The organism is Streptomyces sp. GESEQ-35 (genome assembly GCF_017948485.1).
In the GTDB taxonomy this organism is placed as follows: Bacteria; Actinomycetota; Actinomycetes; order Streptomycetales; family Streptomycetaceae; genus Streptomyces.
Window position 1 is genome coordinate 552,979 of record NZ_JAFFSX010000001.1, and the last position, 19,829, is coordinate 572,807.

The following is a 19,829-nucleotide window of genomic DNA, read 5'->3' on the forward strand; positions in this document are numbered from 1 at the left end:
TGTCCCGCAATTCCTTTCGGAGAAAAGAGAGTTCACCAGGAGACGGGCAGGCTCTTCACCGCGAAGACGGATCCCTTGAGCCGCAGCGGCACGTCCTCGAAATCAACGGCAAGACTGAGGTCGGGAAACGCACGGAGGAGGGAGTTGAATCCGGCGCGCAGTTCGACGCGTGCCAGGTTCTGGCCCAGGCACTGGTGAACTCCGAAGCCGAACGCCATATGCCCCGAGGTCTCGCGGTCGATGTTCAGCTCGGCGGGGCACTTGAATTTCTCCGGGTCACGGTTGGCCGCGGGCAGTGAAACCGTGACGCTGTCGCCCTTCTTGACCGTCTCACCGTTGATTTCGATGTCTTCGAGGGCGGTGCGGTACGTGTCGTACTGGTTGACAGTGAGATAGCGAAGGAGTTCCTCGATCGCGGCGTCGAGTTTCGACGGGTCCGCGCGCAGCGCCGCCAGCTGGTCGGTGTGGTGCAGGAGCGCGAACACCCCGACGGCGAGGGCGCTTTCGGTGGTCTCGTAGCCCGCGAACAGGAGCAGCGTGACGATGTTGCACAGCTCTTCCGTGGTCAGCTCCCCGCCCGCGATGAGGCGGCTGATGAGGTCGTCCTCGGGCTCCTTCCGCCGGCGCTCGATGACCTCGGCGAAGAAGGCGACCGCCTGCCCCATGGCGGCTGCGACCTCCTGCGGGTCCCCGTCCGAGTCGTGCAGGAGCGTCGGTGCATGGCCGTAGCGGCCGACTTCGTCGTAGGGCAGGCCGACGAGCTCGGACAGGACGCGCAGGGACAGCGGCTTGGCGAAGTTCGCCACCACGTCCGCGGGCGAGCCGTGTTCACGCATGACGCCGATCTGCTCGGCGGCCACGGCCTCTGCCCGCGCGGTGAGCCGGTTCGCACGGCGAGCGGTGAACTCACCCGTGAGGAGACGCCGGTAGCGGGTGTGGTCGGGCGGGTCCATGTGGATGAACATCCCGGGGATCTTCGGATGGTTGGGCATCACCTGTCCGCGGTGCGTCACCGGGAAGTGACCGATCTCCGTGCTGTGGCTGAACCTCGGGTCACTGAGAACCTTGCGCACCAACTCGTAACTGGAGACGATCCAGCCGACGTGTCCGTCGGGGTACACCATTCGCGCGAGTGGCCGGTCCTCGCGCAGCGATTCAAATATCGCAGGAGGGTCGAACTGGTGCGTACGCGCCCACGGCTCCTCGAAGGAGATTGCGTCGCTCATGGAATCCTTCCCCCACTGGTTATTCATGCCTACCAGATAAGCGTCCCGCGTTTTTGTCGCCAAGGTCAGATTAGGTGAGCAGCCGGGGCCCGTCACCCCTCAACCTGGTAGGTGAGCAAGGGCCTTGAGCGGTCCTGAAGAGCATTTCGAGCACGGTTTCCCGTACACCCCGAGGCGCCCGAGAATTCCCGTCTCCGACTGCTGGAATTCAGATCCAGAGCTGCTCGGAAATCACTTCGGGGAAAAGAAAACCGGCGGCAGACGGTTCACTGCGAGCGTGAACCGTCTGCCGCCGGCGAGGCGGGTCGTGCGAGGTGTTTCAGGCCTGGCGCTGCGGTGCGAGTGCGTTGGTCAACGTGACCACTTCGGTGAGCAGTTGCTGGAGCATCGCCTCGTGGCCGGCGGCAGGCACGAAGGTCGTGAACTTCTCGAAGTCGGTCCTCAGCGACAGGTTGACCTGGGTGTGCACAGCCGTCAGCTGGACCCCCGCCACGATGTGCCGCAGGTGGTCGACGGCGCGGGAGCCGCTGACATTGCTGCCGTATCCGACGAGGCCGACGGCCTTGTTGTTCCACTCGTTGTAGACGAAGTCGATGGCGTTCTTCAATGAGGCCGGGATCGACCGGTTGTACTCGGGCGTGACGAAGACGAATCCGTCGAGCTCGTCGATCTTCGCGGCCCAGGCGCGGGTGTGGTCGTGCTCGTAGCTGCCCATCCGCGGAGAGCGCGGCTCGTCGAACAACGGAAGGTTGTAGTCGGCGATGTCGACGAGTTCGAAATCGGCGTCCTCCCGTGCACGGGCCGTCTTTTCGATCCATTCCGCGATCTGCGGTCCGACGCGGCCGGGACGGGTGCTGCCGAGAACGATGCCAATGGTGGTCATGTGCGTCTCCCAAGTGCGAAGCAAGTCAGAGCAAGGATCAACAGGGTGCCTCAGCCCGCCGGGACCTACGGTGTGATCCGGCCAGGCAGAGGTGCGCTACGGCAGTACGGTCTGCGGCACCGCCAACTCGACGGGCCGACCGGTGCGTACCGACGCACGGGCCGCCTGCATGATCCGCAGCGTACGCACTCCTGCCGTCCCGTCGGGGCCGGCTCCGTTCCCCTGGCGGACCGCGGCGATGAACTCACGGAGCATGACCGCGTACGGATCGTCCTCACGTGTCTCCCACCGTTCACGGGACGTGCCGCCGTCGAATCCGCCGAGCAGTCGCGGGGATGCGGTGAACTCCACGCTCGCGCGGTCTCCGATGAAGTTCATGGTCGGTCCGGCCGCGGCCGGTGAGCTGTCCGCCGGGCCCCAACTACAGTCGATCGACACGACGGTTCCGTCCGTGTAGCGCACGGTGACGAGTGCCGCGCTCTCGACGCCCGGCTCCTCGCTGAGGACGCTGTTCGCCTGCGCGTAGACCTGCTCAGCCGGCTTCCCGGCGAGCACCGCGTCCACCATGTCGAGCAGGAGGGGCGCGGCTGCGGCCAGCGCTCCGCTCTCCGCCGTCGGCCGTGCGGGACGCGGCCTGTTGTACGCCCCGTGAATGGTCGTCAGGCGTCCGAGGGTCTCACCGTCTGCGATCTCCCGGCGTACGGCGGCGAACGCCGGGCCGAAGCAGGTCGGCGAGGCGAGGCTCAGCTGCACGCCCGCCTTCTCACATGCCCGCACCATGGCCTCGGCGTCCGCTTCGTCGGCTGCGAGCGGATGCTCGCACAGCACATGCGCCCCGGCCTCGGCCGCCCGCTCGACCAGCTCCCGGCGGCGGTCGGCCTCGCTGGTGACGATCACGGCGTCGGGACGCAGTGCGAACACCTCGTCCCAGCTTCCCGCGTAGGCCGAGCCGAGCCGCCGGGCCGTGCCCCTTCCCCGCGCCGGATCGTCAGGTGAGCCGTCGGGGTCCGCGATGACCAGGTCCACGTCCGGCATGTCGTACAGCAGCTGGGCGTATGTCGCGGCGCGCTCGTGGGCGAACGACAACACGGCGACCTTCATGCGGTGGCTCCCTTCACGGGCAGTTCGACGGCTCGTGAAGTCCATGCGGACTGTGCCGCGGCTTGGGTGATGCGGACGGCGGCCAGTGCGTCGCGGGACACCAGACGCGGTTCGGGTCCGCCCCTCAACGCAGTGGCGAATTCACGGATTTCGGCGAAGAACGGGGATTCCCCGTAGTAGCCGAGGGTCCCGGCGGGGCCGCCGGACACCTTGATCTCCTGGGGCCACTCGGAGTCGTGGGCGATCGTCCCGCCCGTGCCCGAGACGTGGAAGGCGACGCGAATGGGCGGCTGCGGGGTCGGTGTCCACCGGCTCACCACCTGACTGAGCGCGCCAGTGGCGTGCGTGAGAACGGCTGTTCCGACTGCGGCGGTTCCCTCCGGGGCCGGTGCGGCGATCTCACCCTGGTAGTGGGCGTGCACCCGGACGACGTCCCCGAAGAGCCAGTAGGCGATGTCCACGCCGTGCAGCATCTGATCGGTCAGGATCCCGCCCGACTCCGCGGAGGCGTGGCCGGTCCAGGGCCGCGGGTGGTAGCCGGCCACGGTGAACCGGGCGACCGTGCCCGCGCCCAGGCGGCCCTCGGCCACCAGCTCGTGGAGCCGGGCGAAGGCGGGGGCGAAGCGGATGTCGTGCGCCGGATAGACCGGTACGCCGGCCTGCTCCGCCGCGCCGACGATCTCCTCGGCCTCCGCGACGTCGGCCGCCAACGGCTTCTCGCACACCACCGCCACACCCTCGGCGATGGCCGCCAGGGCGATGTCGCGGTGAGTGCCCGTAGGCGAGCAGATGTCCACGGCGTCGGCGCCGTCCAGCGCGTCGGCCAGGGAGTCGACGGCCTTGGCCCCGAACTCGTCGGCCAAATCCTGCGCGCGGCCGTCCTGGGAGTGGACGCGCACGGACGCTCCGGCGTCGATCCACGCCTCCAGGTGCATCCGGGCTATCAGCCCTGCGCCGATCAGTGCTACCTCAAGCTGCCGCATGGCGCCCCCCAGCTCCTCTTCCCTGTTGATCGTCTGCGCAGACGAGCCCGGCTGCCGATGGCCACACGTCCGAAGCCTGATCAGTCTCGCCCCGCACTGCCCACCGGGACCATCACCAACGTGGGTAGTCTCAGCCGGGGCGGGTCAAGGACCAACGGCTGCCGGCTCGGGAACGGTCGCTTCGGGAATCCCTGTTGCGAGCAGGGCCGGCTTGCGGATCAGGAGCAGCGCCGCGTCGTCGTGCAGTCGACCGCCCACATGTGCCAGCAGTTCGTCCTGGAGCGCGCTCAGGGTCTGTGCCGGCTCGTGCGACACGTGGCGCTCCAGTCCTTCGGCGAGCGGGTAGAACGCACGGCCGCGGTCGCGGGCCTCGGTCACCCCGTCGGTGTAGAGCAGCAACTGGTCCCCGTCGGCGAAGGGCAGCACCTGGAGGCCGGGGGTGTCACCCGTGAGGGCGCGGAGCCCGAGGGGCGGGGCCGGATGCGTGGGCTCGACCTCCGTGACGCGCCCGGAGGCGTTCACCAGCAGCGGAGGTGTGTGTCCACAGTTCACCACCTCCAGCTGCCCTGCTTCCGGGAATCCGGCGACCACGGCGGTGACGAAGTCGTCATGACCGAGGTTGCGCGCCAGACTCCGCTCGATCCTGTCGACCACGGCGAGGAGATCGGGCTCGTCGTAGGCGGCCTCGCGGAAGACACCGAGCACCAGCGCGACGGTCCCCACGGCCGGCAGCCCCTTGCCGCGCACATCGCCGACGATCAGCCGCACTCCGTACGGTGTGGGTATCAGTGCGTAGAGATCCCCGCCGATACGGGCCTCGGCCGCCGCGGCGCTGTAGCGGACGGCCACCTGAAAGGGGCCGACGGTCGCCGGCACGGGCGCCAGCAGCGCATGCTGGGCGGTCTCCGCGACCGAGCGGACGGCCGCGAGTACCCGCTCACGGCGTCCGCGCAGCGCGCTGGCCAGGCCGCTCGCAAGGGTGACAGCAACCAGGGCGGTCAGTACGGCGGCCAGTTCACGGGCCGGAACACTGTCCCGGGTTCCCAGCGTCGCGCCGAGCACCAGCGCGAGGAATCCGACACAGAGCACGCCGCGCGGCCCGTTGGTGGTGGCGGCCAGGGCGGGGCCCGCAGCGAGCAGGGGCAGCCAGATCATCCCCGCTCCGGCGGCGAGATCGGCGAGCACGATGGCGGAGACGATCAGGACGGGGAGGACAGGTGTACCAGCGGCCAATTGCGCGACGGCGCGCCGGCAGGCCACTCGGTTTCGGAACGGCCGTTTCGGCCAGTGGTCGTCGACACCATGGTCTCGGGCCTGACTCATGTTTGTCCGCAGTCCTCACCTGTGCGCGGGGCACATTCCTGAAATGCCTGTTTCATCCAGATAAAGGGGTCGCTGGGGGCGCCCACAAGAAGAGGATTTTCAGATAGTGAGCGAAAGGCCCCTGGTGACGCGACTCGCGGTCGGGATCAGACGTGCCCGAATCTCGGGCAACCGGGAGAGCCGGTCCGCCGGCAGCGAGACTCCGAGCGAGCCGAGGGTGTCGCCGCTGTAGACCGGGACGGCGACGCAGACCGTGCCGAGGGCGTACTCCTCCAGGTCGGTGACGGCTGGAGCCACCGGTGAGGAGTCCAGTCGCCGGAGCAGTTCCGGCCGGCTGGTGATCGTTCGGGGTGTGAGGTCGGCGAGGTGGTGTCGGGAGAGGTAATCCATGCGGGCGGCCTCGTCCAGTTCTCGCAGCACGGACTTGCCCAGCGCGGTGGCATGCCCCGCATCCTCGAATCCCACCCACAGGTCGACGCGGGGCGCCCGGGGCCCATCGACGATCTCCGCGACTCGGATTTCGCCCTCCTCGTAGAAGGTGAGGTAGGCAGCGGTCGCGAGCTCGTCCCGCAGCGCGGCGAGCGTGGGACGGACGCGGCTGAGCAGCGCCTGCGCACGGCCCGTGGTCTGTAGCGTCTGCAACTTGTCACCGAGGACGAACCCGCCGTCGCCCAGCTTCCGCACGTATCCGTCGTGAACGAGTGTCCGCAGCAGGTGATAGGAGGTCGCCAGGGGCAGGCCCGTCTCCCGTGCCAGCTGCTTCGCGGGCGCGCCGTTCTCGTGCGCGCTCACTGCCTCAAGCAGGCGCAAGGCCCGCTGGACGGAAGTGATCAGAGTAGGGCCGTCGTCCGCACCCATACGACCAGCTTGCGGCAGGCGTACGGCGTGAGCAAGGTGAGGGCGGTCTCGGCTCTCACTCCGGCCGGCGCCCTCAGTTCCGTCCGCCTGATCAGGCAGCCCGTGAACACCCTGAGAGAAACACCAGATCAGGGACCTGATCCGGGAAATCGGATCAGGCCCCTGACTGGTTTCCGAGGTGTCTCACATGATCAACCCGGCGACATTGACGGGCAGCCCGGTCAGCGCGGCTCGCCAGGCACCGATGCGCTGCCATCAGCGGAACAACCTACAGACCGTGTGTCACGGCCCGTACTCCACCGGTTGGTCTCGCCATGGGGCACCGGTACGCACCCGCCGACGGATTGCCCACTGCCCATCCGGGAGGATCACGCCCCGTACCGAGGTCATCACGGCATGAGACGTGGCGAGAAACCTCGGCCTACGACACGGCCTAGAAGGCGCTGTTGTCGCAGCCCATGGACGAGCCGATGTGGGTGTCCTGGCCACCGGCGTTGCCCTCGCCGTTGAGCGCGTTGCCCAGCACGCCGTTGAGGACGCCGACCTGGCCGAGGACGTCGACGTTCAGGTCGTGCGACTTGCAGTGGGAGCTCTGCATGACGCTCTTGCCGCCGTCGCCGTTGGCGCTGGCGGTGCCGGCACTCAGGAGCCCGACGCTGCCGAGGGCGACGGTGAGGACGGCAGCCTTGCGAAGCTTGTGCATGTCTTCTCCGATGGGGTGAGGTGGGTGCGATCCGTGAGTGATCGACTCCGTACAGTCACCGGACATTAATATGAAAAACTCCAAAATCTACGCACGACACGCTGACATTCGTGATCGCGTGGCGCAGCACCCGCAGCGTGTTGCTCGGCGTCACCACACCAGGGTCAGCGAACCTCCGACGGGCAGCGTGTGCCAGCGGTCGGCGTAGTCGTCGAAGCGGGACACGATCCGCTCTACCTCTGGAGGGATCTCCCCGACCGTCACATACGCCGGCAGCTCCCGCGCGTGCCCGTGCCGCACCTCCCACACGGGTACGGCGATACCCGCGAGCTCCTCCGACCTGGCCATGTCGGCCTTCGCCTGAGGGGACGGCTTCACCGGCTTCGTCTTGCGGCGCCGCGCGGCCCTGGCTCGCTCCGCGGGGTCGGCGGGCCAGAACATGCCGTTGTCACCGGCGGCCAGCCGTCCATAGACCCCGAGCTTGATGCCCGTCTCCGCCTCGACGAGGAAGTGCACCAGGTCGTGCGGGAGATACGGGTGCCCGCCGGGGCCGTTGCGCGGGGCCAGCGCGGCACCGGTCTCGCGGTGCACCGCGATGTCGTAACTCGTACCGGGACCCTTGGTGAACATCACGCGCATGCCCGGCACGGTAGGTGACGGTCGCGAGCGCACGCATCTGGTTTTCCGACGCACGCAGCAGACACGCCACCCCGGTCGCGGGAGTCGCCACGCCTCATTCCTTGGCGTCGGCAGCCGGTGATGCCGGCGCGGTGTCGCCGACCACCTTCGTGTGTTCGGCCGACAGCAGCAGGTTCAGCCGCGGCAGGTAGTACAGCGCATACCGACCGGGGGCCAGGAGACAACTCCCCAGCATGGGGCTCACCGGTAGCCGCACCGGTCCCGCGGAGATCTCGCATTTCCTGTCGTGCAGCCGTACGGCCACCTCACCCTCCACCCGTTCGACCGGGGCCGGAGAACGGAGAGCGCGGATCGCGGCAGGAAGACCACTGGTGGCCGTCAGCTCCCACGCTCCGATGAGGAACGGTGGGGCGAAGGCGATGCCGTGGACACCGAGCGCGAACAGGGCGCCGACCGCCGCCTTCCACTCCGTGCGCGCCAGGGACAGCACGCACCAGAATGCGAGGAAGCCAACGGCGGCGAACACCACGGCGTAGATGAGCACGCCGGGGAGCAGCAGCCGCAGCCGCACCCGGCGGATGAGCGCCCGGCGCTGCCGGCGTGTCAGGCGTCCAGCCCGGTTGGCGGTCAGCTGCTGCGGGGTCACGCCCAGCTCACCGGCCAACACCCGGCCCATCCACGCCAGTTGCGCGCACGTGGGGTACATGCTGCCGGCGGCTTCCTGTACGTCGACCGGCTCCGCCGACAACAGCAGCGGCGTTCCGCCGCGTCGCGTCGGCTCCAGCCAGTACAGCCGGTACGCCCCCGGCGGCGGCAGTTGCGGGGCGCCCTCCGGCACGTGGATGGATGACTGGCCCACCCGCGCCACGTCGCTGATCTCCCCCAGGGCGTCGGCGATTCGGCAGGATCTCAGGGCGGCGATCCGGCCCCGGCGCAGTCGGCGAGCGCGCCAGCGGGACCATCCGGCCATCAATGCCAACGGCACCGGGTACCAGACCGTGACCACGACCATCAGGCCCATCGCCGCGAGCATCGCCGGCACCTGACCTTCCGGCAGATCGCCGGTCCGGTCGGAGGCAGTGCCCGCGACCACCCCGAAGCCGATCACAAGGGCTCCCCACAACAGCAGGATGGCCCACGCCAGAAACGGCGGCCGCACCTTCCGTCCGGCGATCAACGCCCACTGCACGGCGGTCACCTCACCGACGGCATTGGCAGCCCACGCCTCCGGACTCGTCCATACGTCGGCCGCTGACAGCTCCCCCAAGCCCGTGGACTTCCTGCGCCGCATGCCCTACCCCCCTTTGGCCAGGTCCTCGGCTCCCCTCCATTGAGACCACACCTAGCCACGCAATACGACTGTGAAGCTCCGGCCGTACGCGAACCGGGTGTCGAACTCCAGCTTGGTTCCGCCCCGGACCTGGCTCACGCGAACCCCGTCGTCGGACGTGACCTCCCGCAGCGGCCGGCCGCGTAGAAGGACACCGACCGTGTCCCGGTCCATGGTCGGGTCGGACACAGCGACGGTGGTCGGTCCGCCGCCTCGCTCGCGCCGCACGATCACCGACGCCGGTCCGTCGATGCATACCCCGGCGGTTTCGTGGTGGCCGGGCGTGAAGCTGTTGGCGGCTGTCAGGCCGAGGCGGGTGTGGCTGACGGCCTGTAGGCGTGCGGTGTTGGCCAGGACCTTCAGTGATCCGTGCCGGTATGTGCGCAGCCGGGGCTCCCCCGCGTTCGGCACCAACGCGTAGGCCAGACAGGCGGGTTCCGCTCCTGGGACCTGGTCGACCGTCACACCGAACACGCTGCGGGTCACGGCGGTGTCCGGGTTCGAGGTGCGGACCACGCGACGGCTGCGGGTGACCCTGTCCAGGGCAACCACCACCGGCGGAGTGTCGAGGAAGACATAGCCGACGGCGGTCCGCTGCGTGGCATTGACGTAGCGCAGCCAGTGCAGGTCACCGGTGCCCGTGCCGGTCCAGGGCCGGCCGTCGCGGAGCATCCCCGTGAGGGACACCTGGTCGTCCGGCGCGCCGGTACGGGCGTCGATGGTCGTGGTCACGGCCCGACCGGCGCCGTCCCCGACCCCCGCCGCGAGTACCACGATCTCCTCGTCCAGGAGGAACCACGACTTCGTCGCGTTCGCATTGCGGTAGACGACGAAGTCCTCCGGCAGCAGACCTGCCGCCTTGTCACGGTGGGCGACATCGTCGGACTGCACCATCCCGGCCGCCCCGTACGTCCCGAGGACGGCGCCGCCGGAGTGCCGGTTGGTGCCGCGCGGGAAGTAGACGTACATGTTCTGCGACTCGGAGGACGAGGTGAAGTTCAGCGGGTGACCGGGGTTGTCGTAGTACGGCTTCCCGTACAGCTCGGGGATCGTGCGCCGCCGCTCGACCGGTGTGGTGACTCCGGCGAGGCCGTACGGCGAGACCGTGGTGAAGTAGTCGATGCCGTATGCCTGGGTCTGGTCCTGTCCGGAGAGGTAGAGGTAGTACGCCCCGTCGCCCTGGAACCAAGGCATGAGGTTCTCGCCGTTCATGTACTCGTACTTGCTGATCCGGTCGGAACTGCGGGCGAGCGCGAAGGCGTATCCGGGTCTGCGGTGCACGGTCCTGTCCATCGCGTTGAAGGCAAGGCTGCGCGAGGCGGGGTTGAGGTCGGCGGGCGGGACGGTGGCGTCGCCGATGATGTCGGCGTACCGCACGATGCTGATCGGGGAGACGAAACCGGAGGGGTCGGGAGCTGCGCGCGACGTGGACCGGATGTACTTGACGTAGCTCTTCAGGGCGTTGGCATCGGCGCCGTTCGCGAGCGACGACAGGTCGACGACCGCCTCGACGACCACCGCGACGTCGGTGTACCCGGTGTCCGTCCGCGAGACCGCCCTCCCCTTGACGATCTCCATCATCCAGCCCTCGAAGATGAGCGGGGCGAAGCCGTTCCTCACCCAGCCCTTAATGGTCGGCACCAGGTCCTCGCCGTGCGCGAAGCCTGTGCCGTCGAGGATCTTCAGGGCCTGGACGACACGGGTCAGCAGGCCTTTGCCGTACGAGCCGGTGTAGGCGACGGAGGCGTGCTGGATGAAGGATCCGTCGGCGTAGTGGCCGTCGGTGACACCGTGGTTGAGGTGGTACGGGTCGACTGTGACGAAGACCGTCAACTGGTCGGTGAGGGCCTTGCGGATGCGGGCGTCGTCGCCGAGGAGCGCGCCCTGGAGGATCCGGTTCGTGGTGATGTCGGCGAGGTTGGCGCCGGTGTGGAAGCGCGAGTCGAGGTTCACGTCCCCGTCGATGCCGTTGCGGAGATAGGCGTCCATCGTGGCGACGTACGTGCGCAGGAGGTCCGGGCGGTAGGCGTGCACCTGGTCGGCGAGGAGCACGAGCGTTTTGCTGATGTGCTGAGAAAGGCCTATCTCCCAGTGGAACCAATTGCCGTAGTAGCCCGTGGACTGGTCGCCGTAGTAGCGCTCATGGAGCCACACGAGACCGTCGATCACCCGACGCTGCACGGCGATGTTGTCGTACAGGTCCGAGGGAGCACCGCCGGGTGTACGGGTGGCGAGCGCGATCTCGTACAGCCGCCGGAACGCGGTGTTGAGCTGGGCCGGGTCGGTGCCGAGCACCAGACCGGCGAACAGTTCGCCCGCGTCGGCGTCGTCCATCGACTCCAGGTTCGCCCGCGCGGCCTTGTGGACGGCCGCCACCTTCGCGGCCGTCTCGGGCCGGGCATTGGACTCGGCGGTCCCGGCGAAGACCGCCACGGTGTTGGCCAGAACCCGTGCGCTGCCCGCGGCGACCTCGGCGGCGCCGGCCGGCCGGGAGGGAATCACCGCCAGAAGACCGGCGGCCGACAGAGCGGACAACAGGCGTCTGCGGGTCATCTCCATGACGTCCTCCGTAGCCGAACGGGCGTTCTGGGGGGGGCGGAGTCAAGCAGACGCCCCGACCAGCGACAAGACTCCGCGTCCGCAGATGCGACTCCCCTCTCAACTTCCCTGATTTTGGCCGCCGTTGGAAGCGGCGGCGAACAGGGTGGCCGATGGGCACGGCGATGTCCCGCAGGCTCTTACCGGTGCGGCAGGGCGAGCCCGCCGGGGCGGCGCAGGTGGACCGCCGGGCGGCGGGGTGTTTCACGAGTGACCACCTATGAAACAGGCGGAGGCGAAATCGACCGGGCGCTATTGCCGACCGATCTCCATGTTCCGTCGGCTGATCAGCGGTGGGACCGAGGGGCGGGCCGACGGCGGGTGGCGTGGATGGAACCGAGCAGATTGAGGGACTGGGCACTGGGGCTGCCTGGTTCGGCGTGGTAGATGACGAGCTGCTGGCCGGGGGCGTCGCGTACGTCGAATGCCTGGTAGGTGAGGGTGAGGGGGCCGACGTCCGGGTGGAGGAAGTGTTTGGCGTCCTGGGTCTTGCCACGCACGGTGTGGGCGTTCCAGAGACGGTTGAAGTCCGCGTGGTCCTCGGTGAGGGTGCGGACGAGTTCGCGCAGCCGTGGGTTGTCCGGGTCGAATCCGGTTGCCTCGCGGAGGTTGGCGACGGTGGCCTGTGCTGCCGGGTCCCAGTCCATGTAGAAGGTGCGGCCTGCGGGGTCGAGGAAGGTCATGCGGGCCAAGTTGTCCGCCGGATCGAACGGGGCGTAGAGGGCATCGGCCAGGGCGTTGGCGGCGAGGAGGTCCAGGGTCCGGTTCATGACGAACGCTGGAGTGTTCGGGTAGCCGTCCATCAGCTGTCGCAGCGCCGGGCTCACCTGCTCGGTGGCATGGGCGGAGGGCCGGTCGTTCGGCGTGGCCCCGGCCAGCCGGTACAAGTGCACGCGGGCCTCCGTGTCGAGGTGCAGTGCGCGGCTGAGTGCGTCGATCACCTGGGGTGAGGGGTTGCGCTCGCGGCCTTGTTCCAGGCGGGTGTAGTAGTCGGCGTTGACTCCGGCCAGGACGGCGACCTCCTCGCGGCGCAGTCCGGCGACTCTGCGGGGCCCGTAACTCGCCATGCCGACGGCCTCCGGCCGCAGGTCGGCGCGGCGTGCGCGCAGGAAGTCTCCCAGGTGGTTGTCGTCCATGTGTTCAGGCTAGGCGAGGGCTCGGTGTGCTGCCTGGGTGTGCCATGCCCAGGCAGCACGCGTCCTGGTTGATGGCCGGTGGCCTGCCCAGACTCGGTGGAGCGGGAAGGACCACATCGCGAGGAGAGGAGTCCGCCACGGGCGACATCCGGGACGGAGTGCTCTGTCACGAGCACCTCGTGCTCTACCGGGAGCAGAAGCAGTCGTAGAGAAGGCCGGGCCCGTGACGGCCCTGATAGCGGGGAGCGACTCCGCCGTCGGCAGGCCAGGAAGTCCCGACACAACAGTCAGTCAACATCAACGAGAACCAAGGACCACATCCATGACAGGACAACGACTTGACGGCAAGGTCGCGCTGATCACAGGCGCGACTGGCGGCCTCGGCACAGCCACCGCCGAGCTCTTCGCCGGCGAAGGCGCCCGGCTGGTGATCACCGATGTCGCCGAAGGCCCCCTGCGGGAGCTGTCCCAGCGGATCGAGGCACGCGGTGCGGAGGTCGTCGCTGCCCGCCTCGATGTCTCCTCCGCGCGGGAGTGGGACGAAGTGATCACCGTCGTACGCGACCGGTTCGGAACGCTGGACGTGCTCGTGAACGTCGCCGGCATCCTGGACTGGCCAGGTATCGAGGACACGCGGGAAGAGGCGTGGGACCGCGTCATCGACGTGAACCAGAAAGGCACCTGGCTCGGCATGAAGGCGGCGATGCCGCTCCTGCGTGCGAGCGGCAACGCGTCGGTGATCAATACGTCGTCAGTACTCGGCCTGGTGGGAAGCGGTGCGGCTGCGGCCTACCAGGCGTCCAAGGGTGCCGTGCGCCTGTTGAGCAAGACCGCCGCGGTCGAGTACGCCCGGCAGGGAGTACGGATCAACTCGGTGCATCCCGGGGTGATCGCCACGCCGATGATCCAGGACCTCCTGGACGACCAGGGCGACCAGCAGCCGGACATCCAACGCACCCCCATGCGCCGAGCCGGCCGCGCCGACGAGGTCGCCCCCGCGATCCTTTTCCTGGCCTGCGACGACTCCTCGTTCGTCACCGGCGCGGAGCTGGTGGTCGACGGCGGGCTCACCGCGCACTGAACAGCCCGGCCGTGCTGGCCCGTTCACCGGCGCTGCACAGCACTTCAGGTGTCCTGCACCGGCGCCTGCACTCACAGTCACCTCCTCCAGGGACCGCACCATGACACCTGCAACCGCATCCGCCGCAACATCCGAATCCACCGAGTTCGCTGGGAAGATCGCCCTCGTCACTGGAGCCGCGCGAGGGGTGGGCCGGGAGGCCGTGGCGCTCCTCCACGCCCGCGGCGCCCGGGTCGTCGCCCTCGATCTCCGCCCCGACGTCACGAACCTGGCGGAGGAGTTTCCCGGCGTCGTCGCGACAAACGGTGACATCACCCAGGAGGAGACCGCCCACCGCGCGGTGGCAAGGGCCCTGGACGCCTTCGGCGGGCTGGACATCCTCGTGAACAATGCCGGGCGCACCCAGAACAAGCCCGTCACCGAAACCACGGCCGAGGACTGGGACACCGTGATGGCGGTCAACGCCCGCGGCTCCTTCTTCTGCGCCCGCGAGGCATTCCGGGCCATGAAGAGCCGCGCCGGCGGCGCCATCGTCAGCACCGGCTCGTACGCCTCCACCGTCGCCCTGCCCGAAGGCGTCGCCTACAGTGCGTCGAAGGGCGCTCTGGCCCAACTGACCAAGGTGCTCGCCGTCGAGGGCGGCCCGCTGGGCATCCGCGCCAACCTCGTGGCCGCGGGCGTCATCGAGACGGACTTCCTCGACACGATCCGCCCCGACAGCCGCGCCTACCTGGCGTCCTTCGCCGCCGCGCAGCCACTGGGACGTGTGGCGCAGCCCGAGGAGATCGCCGAGGTCCTGTGCTTCCTCGTCTCGCCCCGCTCCAGTTTCGTCACGGGAGCCGTGGTCGCCGCTGACGGCGGTTTCACCGCGATCTAACGATGCATCAGGCAGCACATATCTGGCGACCACGGCCCGCAGGCCCTGGTCGTCGGCACCTTCCACCGGATGACGTAACCGGGCGGTGCCCGAGTCGCGCAGCGGCATAGTCAGGCATGTCGCTGCGGAGATGGGCATCTCCCGCCCCACAGCCCACAAGTGGATCCGACGCCGGCGGGCCGAGGGCGAAAGCGGACTCCACGACCGCTCCAGCCGCCCACGCACGACACCACACCGAACCACTGCCGCAACCGAAGCCCGTGTCTGCCGGCTGCGGCAGAGCCGCAAGCTCGGGCCCGCACGCCTCGGGCCCATCCTCGGTCTGCCCGCGTCGACTGTGCACCGCATACTCACTCGCCACGGCCTGAACCGCCCGGCCTTCCTGGACCGGCCCACCGGCCAGGTCATCCGCCGCCACGAACGCCACCGGCCCGGCGAACTCATCCACGTGGACGTCAAGAAGCTCGGCCGGATCCCCGACGGCGGCGGCCACAAGGCACTGGCCCGCCAGTGCCTTGTGGCCGCCGCGCAGGCCGCGCCACCCGCAACCGCATGGGCTTCGACTACATCCACTCCGCCGTCGACGACCACAGCCGCCCGGCCCACAGCGAGATCCACCCGGACGAGAAGGCCGCGACCTGCGCAGACTTCCTGCATCGGGCCGCTGTCTTCTTCACCGCCTGTGGCGTCGGCCGCATCGAGCGGGTCCTGACCGACAACGCCTGGCCCTACCGCAAGAGCTTCGCCTGGCGCCAAGCCCTGGCCGACCTCGGCGCGACCGGCAAACTCACCCGCGCCTACCGGCCACAGACCAACGGCAAGGTCGAACGCTTCAACCGCACCCTGCTCGACGAATGGGCCTCCTGCGGCCCTACACCAGCAACACCGAACGCACCGACGCCCTGGCAGGCTTCCTCCACACCTACAACCACCACCGCTGCCACACCGCACTCGAAGGCAAGCCACCCATCAGCCGCGTGAACAACCTTGCGGGTCAATACACCTAGGGCCTGGTGAACATGGGCGACCGGGCAGGCTCAGGGCGGTGCACACCCCGCGGCCGATACCCCAGCCGGTCCGCCACTCCCGCCAGATCGGCCAGCAGCCAGACGATGGCCAGCCACATTTCGGTGCCCTGGAGCCCCGGCTCCCGGCCGGGACCTGAGCCGCCCTCTCCCGCCGGGCCGAAGCCGAAACCGGCCCCGTCACGCCAACTCCCCAGCGCCGACGCCAACTGCTCCCCCGCCCAGGCCCGCACCTCACCCTCCCGATGACGGGTCTGACGTCCCGCAAGCCACAACGGATGCGCCACGTCCAGCACATTGCATGCGTTCTGACGGCCCGCCGAGAACCACCGCGGATCACGAGCATGGGCCAGCACGGTGTCCACCACCCGCTCCGCATACGGCACCGGAAGCCCGAACTGCGCGAACGAGCCACGGGTCAGCCGGTAGTAGCCGTTGACCAGTTGAAGCCGGCCCTCGGCCGGCGAGGCCGCCGCGCCCCACATGCCCGTCCACGGATCCACCCGCGTACCCAGCCAGCCGAACAGCGCCTCCAGGGCACCCGAACTGCCAGAGGCCTCACCCCCGAGCTCAAGGTTGCGATACGCACCAGTCGCCCAGCAGTCCACCCACGCACCCGCCGACCACGCACCCGTCCGCCAAGGCAACGCCTCCAGCCGCGCGACGAGCTGACCAGCCGTCATGCGGTCCACGACCTGCACCGGGTGGGCGAACCGGGATCCCAGCAACTCCAGCGCACAGCCCACCGACAGCACGTGGTACTCGGCACCGCCGTCCTCGATCCACCCGTCGCCGGCCGGCGCGGGCAGCAGGCCCGGGCCACCTCCGGGGGCGAGCTCAGGCACCAGCCCGCTCTCCGGATCCTGTAGCGCACGCAGCCGCTCGGCATGATCGGCGGCGGCCAGCTGCTCCGGCGGCGCGCCCAGCAGCAGATCGGCGATCTCCACGGCATCACAGTGGGCGCGTACCGTCGCCGACCCGCCCGGCCGATCGCTGTAGCGGCCGGTGCCGTCGCTCCAGCAACGAGCCAGCACATCGGCGGCCTGCGCCCGCGCGCGCTCGGCGAACCGGGCCACGGCATCGCCCAGGTCACCTTCCGGCGTGCCCGCCTCTGAGCCGCCGCGTCCGCGACGATCACGCAGCGGGCGGGCCGGGTTGCCGGCGGCGATCGTCCACGGTGCCAGGTCCTTCGTGACGACCGCACCCGCGCCCACCACGCAGTGATCGCCGATCGTCACCCCGTCCAGGACGACGACGTTCGAGCCGATCCACACGTCATCCCCGACGACGATGCCCTTGCTGGTGAGCGGCTGCCGGTGCACGGGCCGGTCCGGGGCGAACCCATGGTTGAAGCCGAGAAGAGAAGCGTGCGCTCCGATACGCACCCCGTCCCCGAGCGTCACCCGTCCCCGCACCGTCGCATAAGGGTTGACCGAACAGTCGCGCCCGGCCCGCACCTCACCGGTGACGTAGGCATACCCCGCGATGTAGGAATCGGCGCCCAGACACAGCACATCAGCGAACACGGCAGCAGCCGAAGAGACGTAGCACCGCGGCCCGAAGCCGGCACCGGCCTCGGCCGTCAAACGCTTCTGGTACGCCACCTGCGTCTCGCGCTGCGCGGGAGAGGCCCGCTGCACGAAATCCCAGGGGCAGTAGTCGAAATAAGAGTCCGCGACGACACCTTCCGAATTCACGCCCGCAAGCCTAGAGAGCGCTTACTATCGAGACAATCCCCACTCCGGCCTTGCCGCTCACACCCCAGATTCGTCCAGGAGACCTCTCCCATGTCAGAGCCTGAGATCGACGCCATCGTGTTCGACGTGCTGGGGACACTGGTCGATGAACCCGCCGGCATCCGCGCGGGCATTCGTGAACTCGACCCGTCGCTCGACCCTTCCAGGATCGACCAGCTTCTGTTGCTGTGGCAGCAGCATGTCGACCGCGAACAGCGTCGTATCGTCGACGGCAGCAGGCCGTTCCTCGTCGGCGACGCCCTCGATCGGGAGGCTGCCCAGCTCGTTGCCGACGCCGCCGGAGTCGACGATTCGACCGCCGTGGCGGCACTGGCTCTGTCAGGTCGCCGGCTTCCGCCGTGGTCCGACACCGTGGCAGGGCTCGCCCGACTCGCCGAACGGTTCCCGCTGATCGGGCTCTCCAACGCGAGCCGGACGGCGCTGCTGGGACTCAACGCCCACGCCGGAATGCGCTGGCACCAGGCCCTGTCCGCGGAGGACGCCCAGACCTACAAGCCGGACCCGGCGGTCTACCAGCTGGCCGTCACCGTCTCCGGACGTCCGCCGGAGCGGCTGCTGATGGTCGCCGCCCACGCCTGGGACCTGCGCGGAGCACAGCGCCTCGGCCTGCGGACCGCCTACGTCGCCCGTTCCGTCGGCGACCCGCCCACCTCCTCGGACCGGTTCGACCTGCACGCCGCCGACCTCGCAGACCTGGCCGACCAACTCGACAAGGCCGATGCCTGACCCGGACCACAGGGCCGGGCGGCGGCACGGGTGTCGCGTGGACGCTGGCATAGTGCCCGCATGCTCGTACGGATACCGTTCACCAGACGTCCGGCCGCTCTGGCGGCCGGCCTCGCCGCCGTCCTCGGCCTGCTCTCATCGCCCGCCGAGGCAGATGGGTCCGGCAAGGTGGCGTTGCGGCTCGAAGCCCCGGCAACTTTCCTGATGTACCACGCCGACGAAGGCGCCGAAGCCGCGAACAGCGACTTCGTCGTCCCCGTCGCCGTGGTGCGCAGCGACGGCGGCCCCGCCCGCAACGTCAAGGTGGTCGTGGACACGTCGGGCCTGACCGGCGTCGCCACGGCGGGCAAGGGCGGTCACGGCAATTGCACCGGCAAGAGCGTCCAGTTCACCTGTGTATACGGCGACGTGCAGAACGGCGGCGGGGAGGCCAACGCGCCCTTCACCCTGCACGGCGTGGACGGTGTCGAGCCGGGCGACAGCGGGACGGTGACCTACACCGTCACGGCCGACAACGCGGCCACCGTCACCGGCACCACCCGTATGACGGTGGGCGGCCCCACGCTGCACACGCCCAAGAAGACGGAGACGGTGAAGGGAGTCGATCCGGGAGCCTCCGTGCCATTGACCCCACGGTTCGCCAACCTCGGCCGCTTCACCTCCGAGCGGGGCGTGGCCCTGCATGTCACCGCGTGGGACGGTCTACGGCTGACGTCGCGCCCCGAGAACTGCTGGTTCAACTCCGAGGCCACTACGGCGTGGTGCGGGTTCAGCCCGAAGGCCGCACCGCACACCGCGTACGCCACCAGCTCCCCGATCACTTACACGGCCGGCCCCGGACAGCTGGCGGGCACGCTCTCCTACACCTGGTCGTCCGAGCCCGAGCGCCCAGACGACCTCACCGTGCGCGGCACGGACGCCCCGCTGGCCCTGAAAGAACTGGCGGGGGCGGCCGCCCGCGGCCTCACGGGCGGCACCGGCAACGTGAGCGTCGAGACCACCGTGCAGGCCGACTATGAGCCGGTGACGGCGAGCGTCCGTGGCCGGGTCGGTGACACGGTGAAGGTACGGCTCGGACTGCGCGACCTCGGACCCGGGCGGCTGGCATCCAGCGAGTCGATGGGCGGCTTCGAGGTGGTCCCGCCCGAGGGGACCACGGTCACCTCCATTCCGTACGTCTTCGAGGGCGACGGGAGCAAGTGGGCGTGTGAGCGGCCGGAGAGGCCCGGTGGGACGTTCGTCTGCGACATCGGCCACGACCCCTTCTCCGAGGTGAGGCACGAGGGGGGTACGACCGCCATCGCGTTCCACATCCGCATCGACCGCCAGGTCTCCGGCGCGCAGGGCACCATCCGCACCTACAACCCGTTCGACCGCAGCCCGGGCAACGACACCGCAGCCATCCCGCTGGACGCGTCACCCGCGCCGCTGTACCGGCGCCACCCGGTCCCTCTCCTCCTGGGGGTCTTGGTGGCCGCGACGTTGGCGGTGGTGCTGTACCGGCGGCGGCGCGGCACCCGGTCACGCTGAATCAGAGGCCGGACCAGCGGACCCCGGGGGACACTCATGAATGGGTCGGCACG

At 69.3% G+C, this 19,829-nt stretch carries 16 protein-coding genes and 1 pseudogene; 5 read left to right on the forward strand and 12 right to left on the reverse strand.

What is annotated here, in order from left to right:
- Positions 1-32: 32 nt before the first annotated feature.
- The 11 genes from KCH87_RS02430 to KCH87_RS02480 all read right to left on the reverse strand — a co-directional run bounded on the left by KCH87_RS02430 (position 33) and on the right by KCH87_RS02480 (position 12,780).
- Positions 33-1,226, reverse strand: coding sequence for a cytochrome P450 (locus KCH87_RS02430; protein ID WP_210583638.1), 1,194 nt, complete (start codon positions 1,224-1,226; stop codon positions 33-35).
- Positions 1,227-1,545: 319 nt separating this feature from the next.
- Positions 1,546-2,109, reverse strand: a complete 564-nt coding sequence (locus tag KCH87_RS02435; RefSeq protein WP_210583639.1) for an NADPH-dependent FMN reductase — start codon at positions 2,107-2,109, stop codon at positions 1,546-1,548.
- 96 nt (positions 2,110-2,205) lie between these two features.
- Complete coding sequence (locus KCH87_RS02440) at positions 2,206-3,210, reverse strand: Gfo/Idh/MocA family protein (RefSeq protein WP_210583640.1); 1,005 nt, start codon at positions 3,208-3,210, stop codon at positions 2,206-2,208.
- Positions 3,207-4,193, reverse strand: coding sequence for a Gfo/Idh/MocA family protein (locus tag KCH87_RS02445; protein ID WP_210583642.1), 987 nt, complete (start codon positions 4,191-4,193; stop codon positions 3,207-3,209). The genes KCH87_RS02440 and KCH87_RS02445 overlap by 4 nt, the downstream gene beginning before the upstream one ends.
- 144 nt (positions 4,194-4,337) lie before the next feature.
- The gene (locus KCH87_RS02450; protein WP_210583644.1) at positions 4,338-5,516 is read right to left on the reverse strand and encodes a PP2C family protein-serine/threonine phosphatase; all 1,179 of its coding nucleotides are present in this window, start codon (positions 5,514-5,516) and stop codon (positions 4,338-4,340) included.
- 99 nt (positions 5,517-5,615) lie between these two features.
- Positions 5,616-6,374 carry an IclR family transcriptional regulator gene (locus KCH87_RS02455; RefSeq protein ID WP_210583646.1) on the reverse strand — a complete coding sequence of 253 codons (759 nt, stop codon included), beginning with the start codon at positions 6,372-6,374 and terminating at the stop codon, positions 5,616-5,618.
- A 433-nt stretch (positions 6,375-6,807) separates the two neighbouring features.
- Positions 6,808-7,077 carry a hypothetical protein gene (locus tag KCH87_RS02460; protein ID WP_210583648.1) on the reverse strand — a complete coding sequence of 90 codons (270 nt, stop codon included), beginning with the start codon at positions 7,075-7,077 and terminating at the stop codon, positions 6,808-6,810.
- 150 nt (positions 7,078-7,227) lie between these two features.
- Positions 7,228-7,716: a hypothetical protein gene (locus KCH87_RS02465; protein WP_210583649.1), complete on the reverse strand. Its 489-nt coding sequence runs from the start codon at positions 7,714-7,716 to the stop codon at positions 7,228-7,230.
- 94 nt (positions 7,717-7,810) lie between these two features.
- Positions 7,811-9,007, reverse strand: coding sequence for a hypothetical protein (locus KCH87_RS02470; protein WP_210583651.1), 1,197 nt, complete (start codon positions 9,005-9,007; stop codon positions 7,811-7,813).
- Between the two features lie 51 nt (positions 9,008-9,058).
- Positions 9,059-11,605, reverse strand: coding sequence for a polysaccharide lyase family 8 super-sandwich domain-containing protein (locus tag KCH87_RS02475; RefSeq protein WP_210583653.1), 2,547 nt, complete (start codon positions 11,603-11,605; stop codon positions 9,059-9,061).
- A 326-nt stretch (positions 11,606-11,931) separates the two neighbouring features.
- Complete coding sequence (locus KCH87_RS02480) at positions 11,932-12,780, reverse strand: helix-turn-helix transcriptional regulator (RefSeq protein ID WP_210583655.1); 849 nt, start codon at positions 12,778-12,780, stop codon at positions 11,932-11,934.
- 322 nt (positions 12,781-13,102) lie between these two features.
- Between KCH87_RS02480 and KCH87_RS02485 the strand changes: the two genes are divergently transcribed.
- The 3 genes and pseudogenes from KCH87_RS02485 (at position 13,103) to KCH87_RS02495 (ending at position 15,745) form a co-directional block, all read left to right on the forward strand.
- On the forward strand, positions 13,103-13,861 hold the full coding sequence (locus KCH87_RS02485; RefSeq protein ID WP_210583657.1) for an SDR family NAD(P)-dependent oxidoreductase: 759 nt from the start codon (positions 13,103-13,105) through the stop codon (positions 13,859-13,861).
- A gap of 100 nt (positions 13,862-13,961) precedes the next feature.
- The gene (locus KCH87_RS02490; RefSeq protein WP_210583659.1) at positions 13,962-14,738 is read left to right on the forward strand and encodes an SDR family NAD(P)-dependent oxidoreductase; all 777 of its coding nucleotides are present in this window, start codon (positions 13,962-13,964) and stop codon (positions 14,736-14,738) included.
- Between the two features lie 85 nt (positions 14,739-14,823).
- Positions 14,824-15,745: pseudogene (locus KCH87_RS02495) on the forward strand (IS481 family transposase).
- Here the strand turns inward: KCH87_RS02495 and KCH87_RS02500 are convergent.
- Positions 15,742-17,460, reverse strand: coding sequence for a DapH/DapD/GlmU-related protein (locus KCH87_RS02500; protein ID WP_210583661.1), 1,719 nt, complete (start codon positions 17,458-17,460; stop codon positions 15,742-15,744). The pseudogene KCH87_RS02495 and the gene KCH87_RS02500 sit on opposite strands and share 4 nt — an antisense overlap.
- Positions 17,461-17,550: 90 nt before the next feature.
- Here KCH87_RS02500 and KCH87_RS02505 point away from each other — a divergent pair, with 90 nt between their 5' ends.
- Both KCH87_RS02505 and KCH87_RS02510 read left to right on the forward strand, forming a co-directional pair.
- Positions 17,551-18,246, forward strand: coding sequence for a haloacid dehalogenase type II (locus tag KCH87_RS02505; RefSeq protein WP_210583663.1), 696 nt, complete (start codon positions 17,551-17,553; stop codon positions 18,244-18,246).
- Between the two features lie 60 nt (positions 18,247-18,306).
- Positions 18,307-19,776, forward strand: coding sequence for a hypothetical protein (locus KCH87_RS02510; protein WP_247195557.1), 1,470 nt, complete (start codon positions 18,307-18,309; stop codon positions 19,774-19,776).
- Positions 19,777-19,829: the final 53 nt, after the last annotated feature.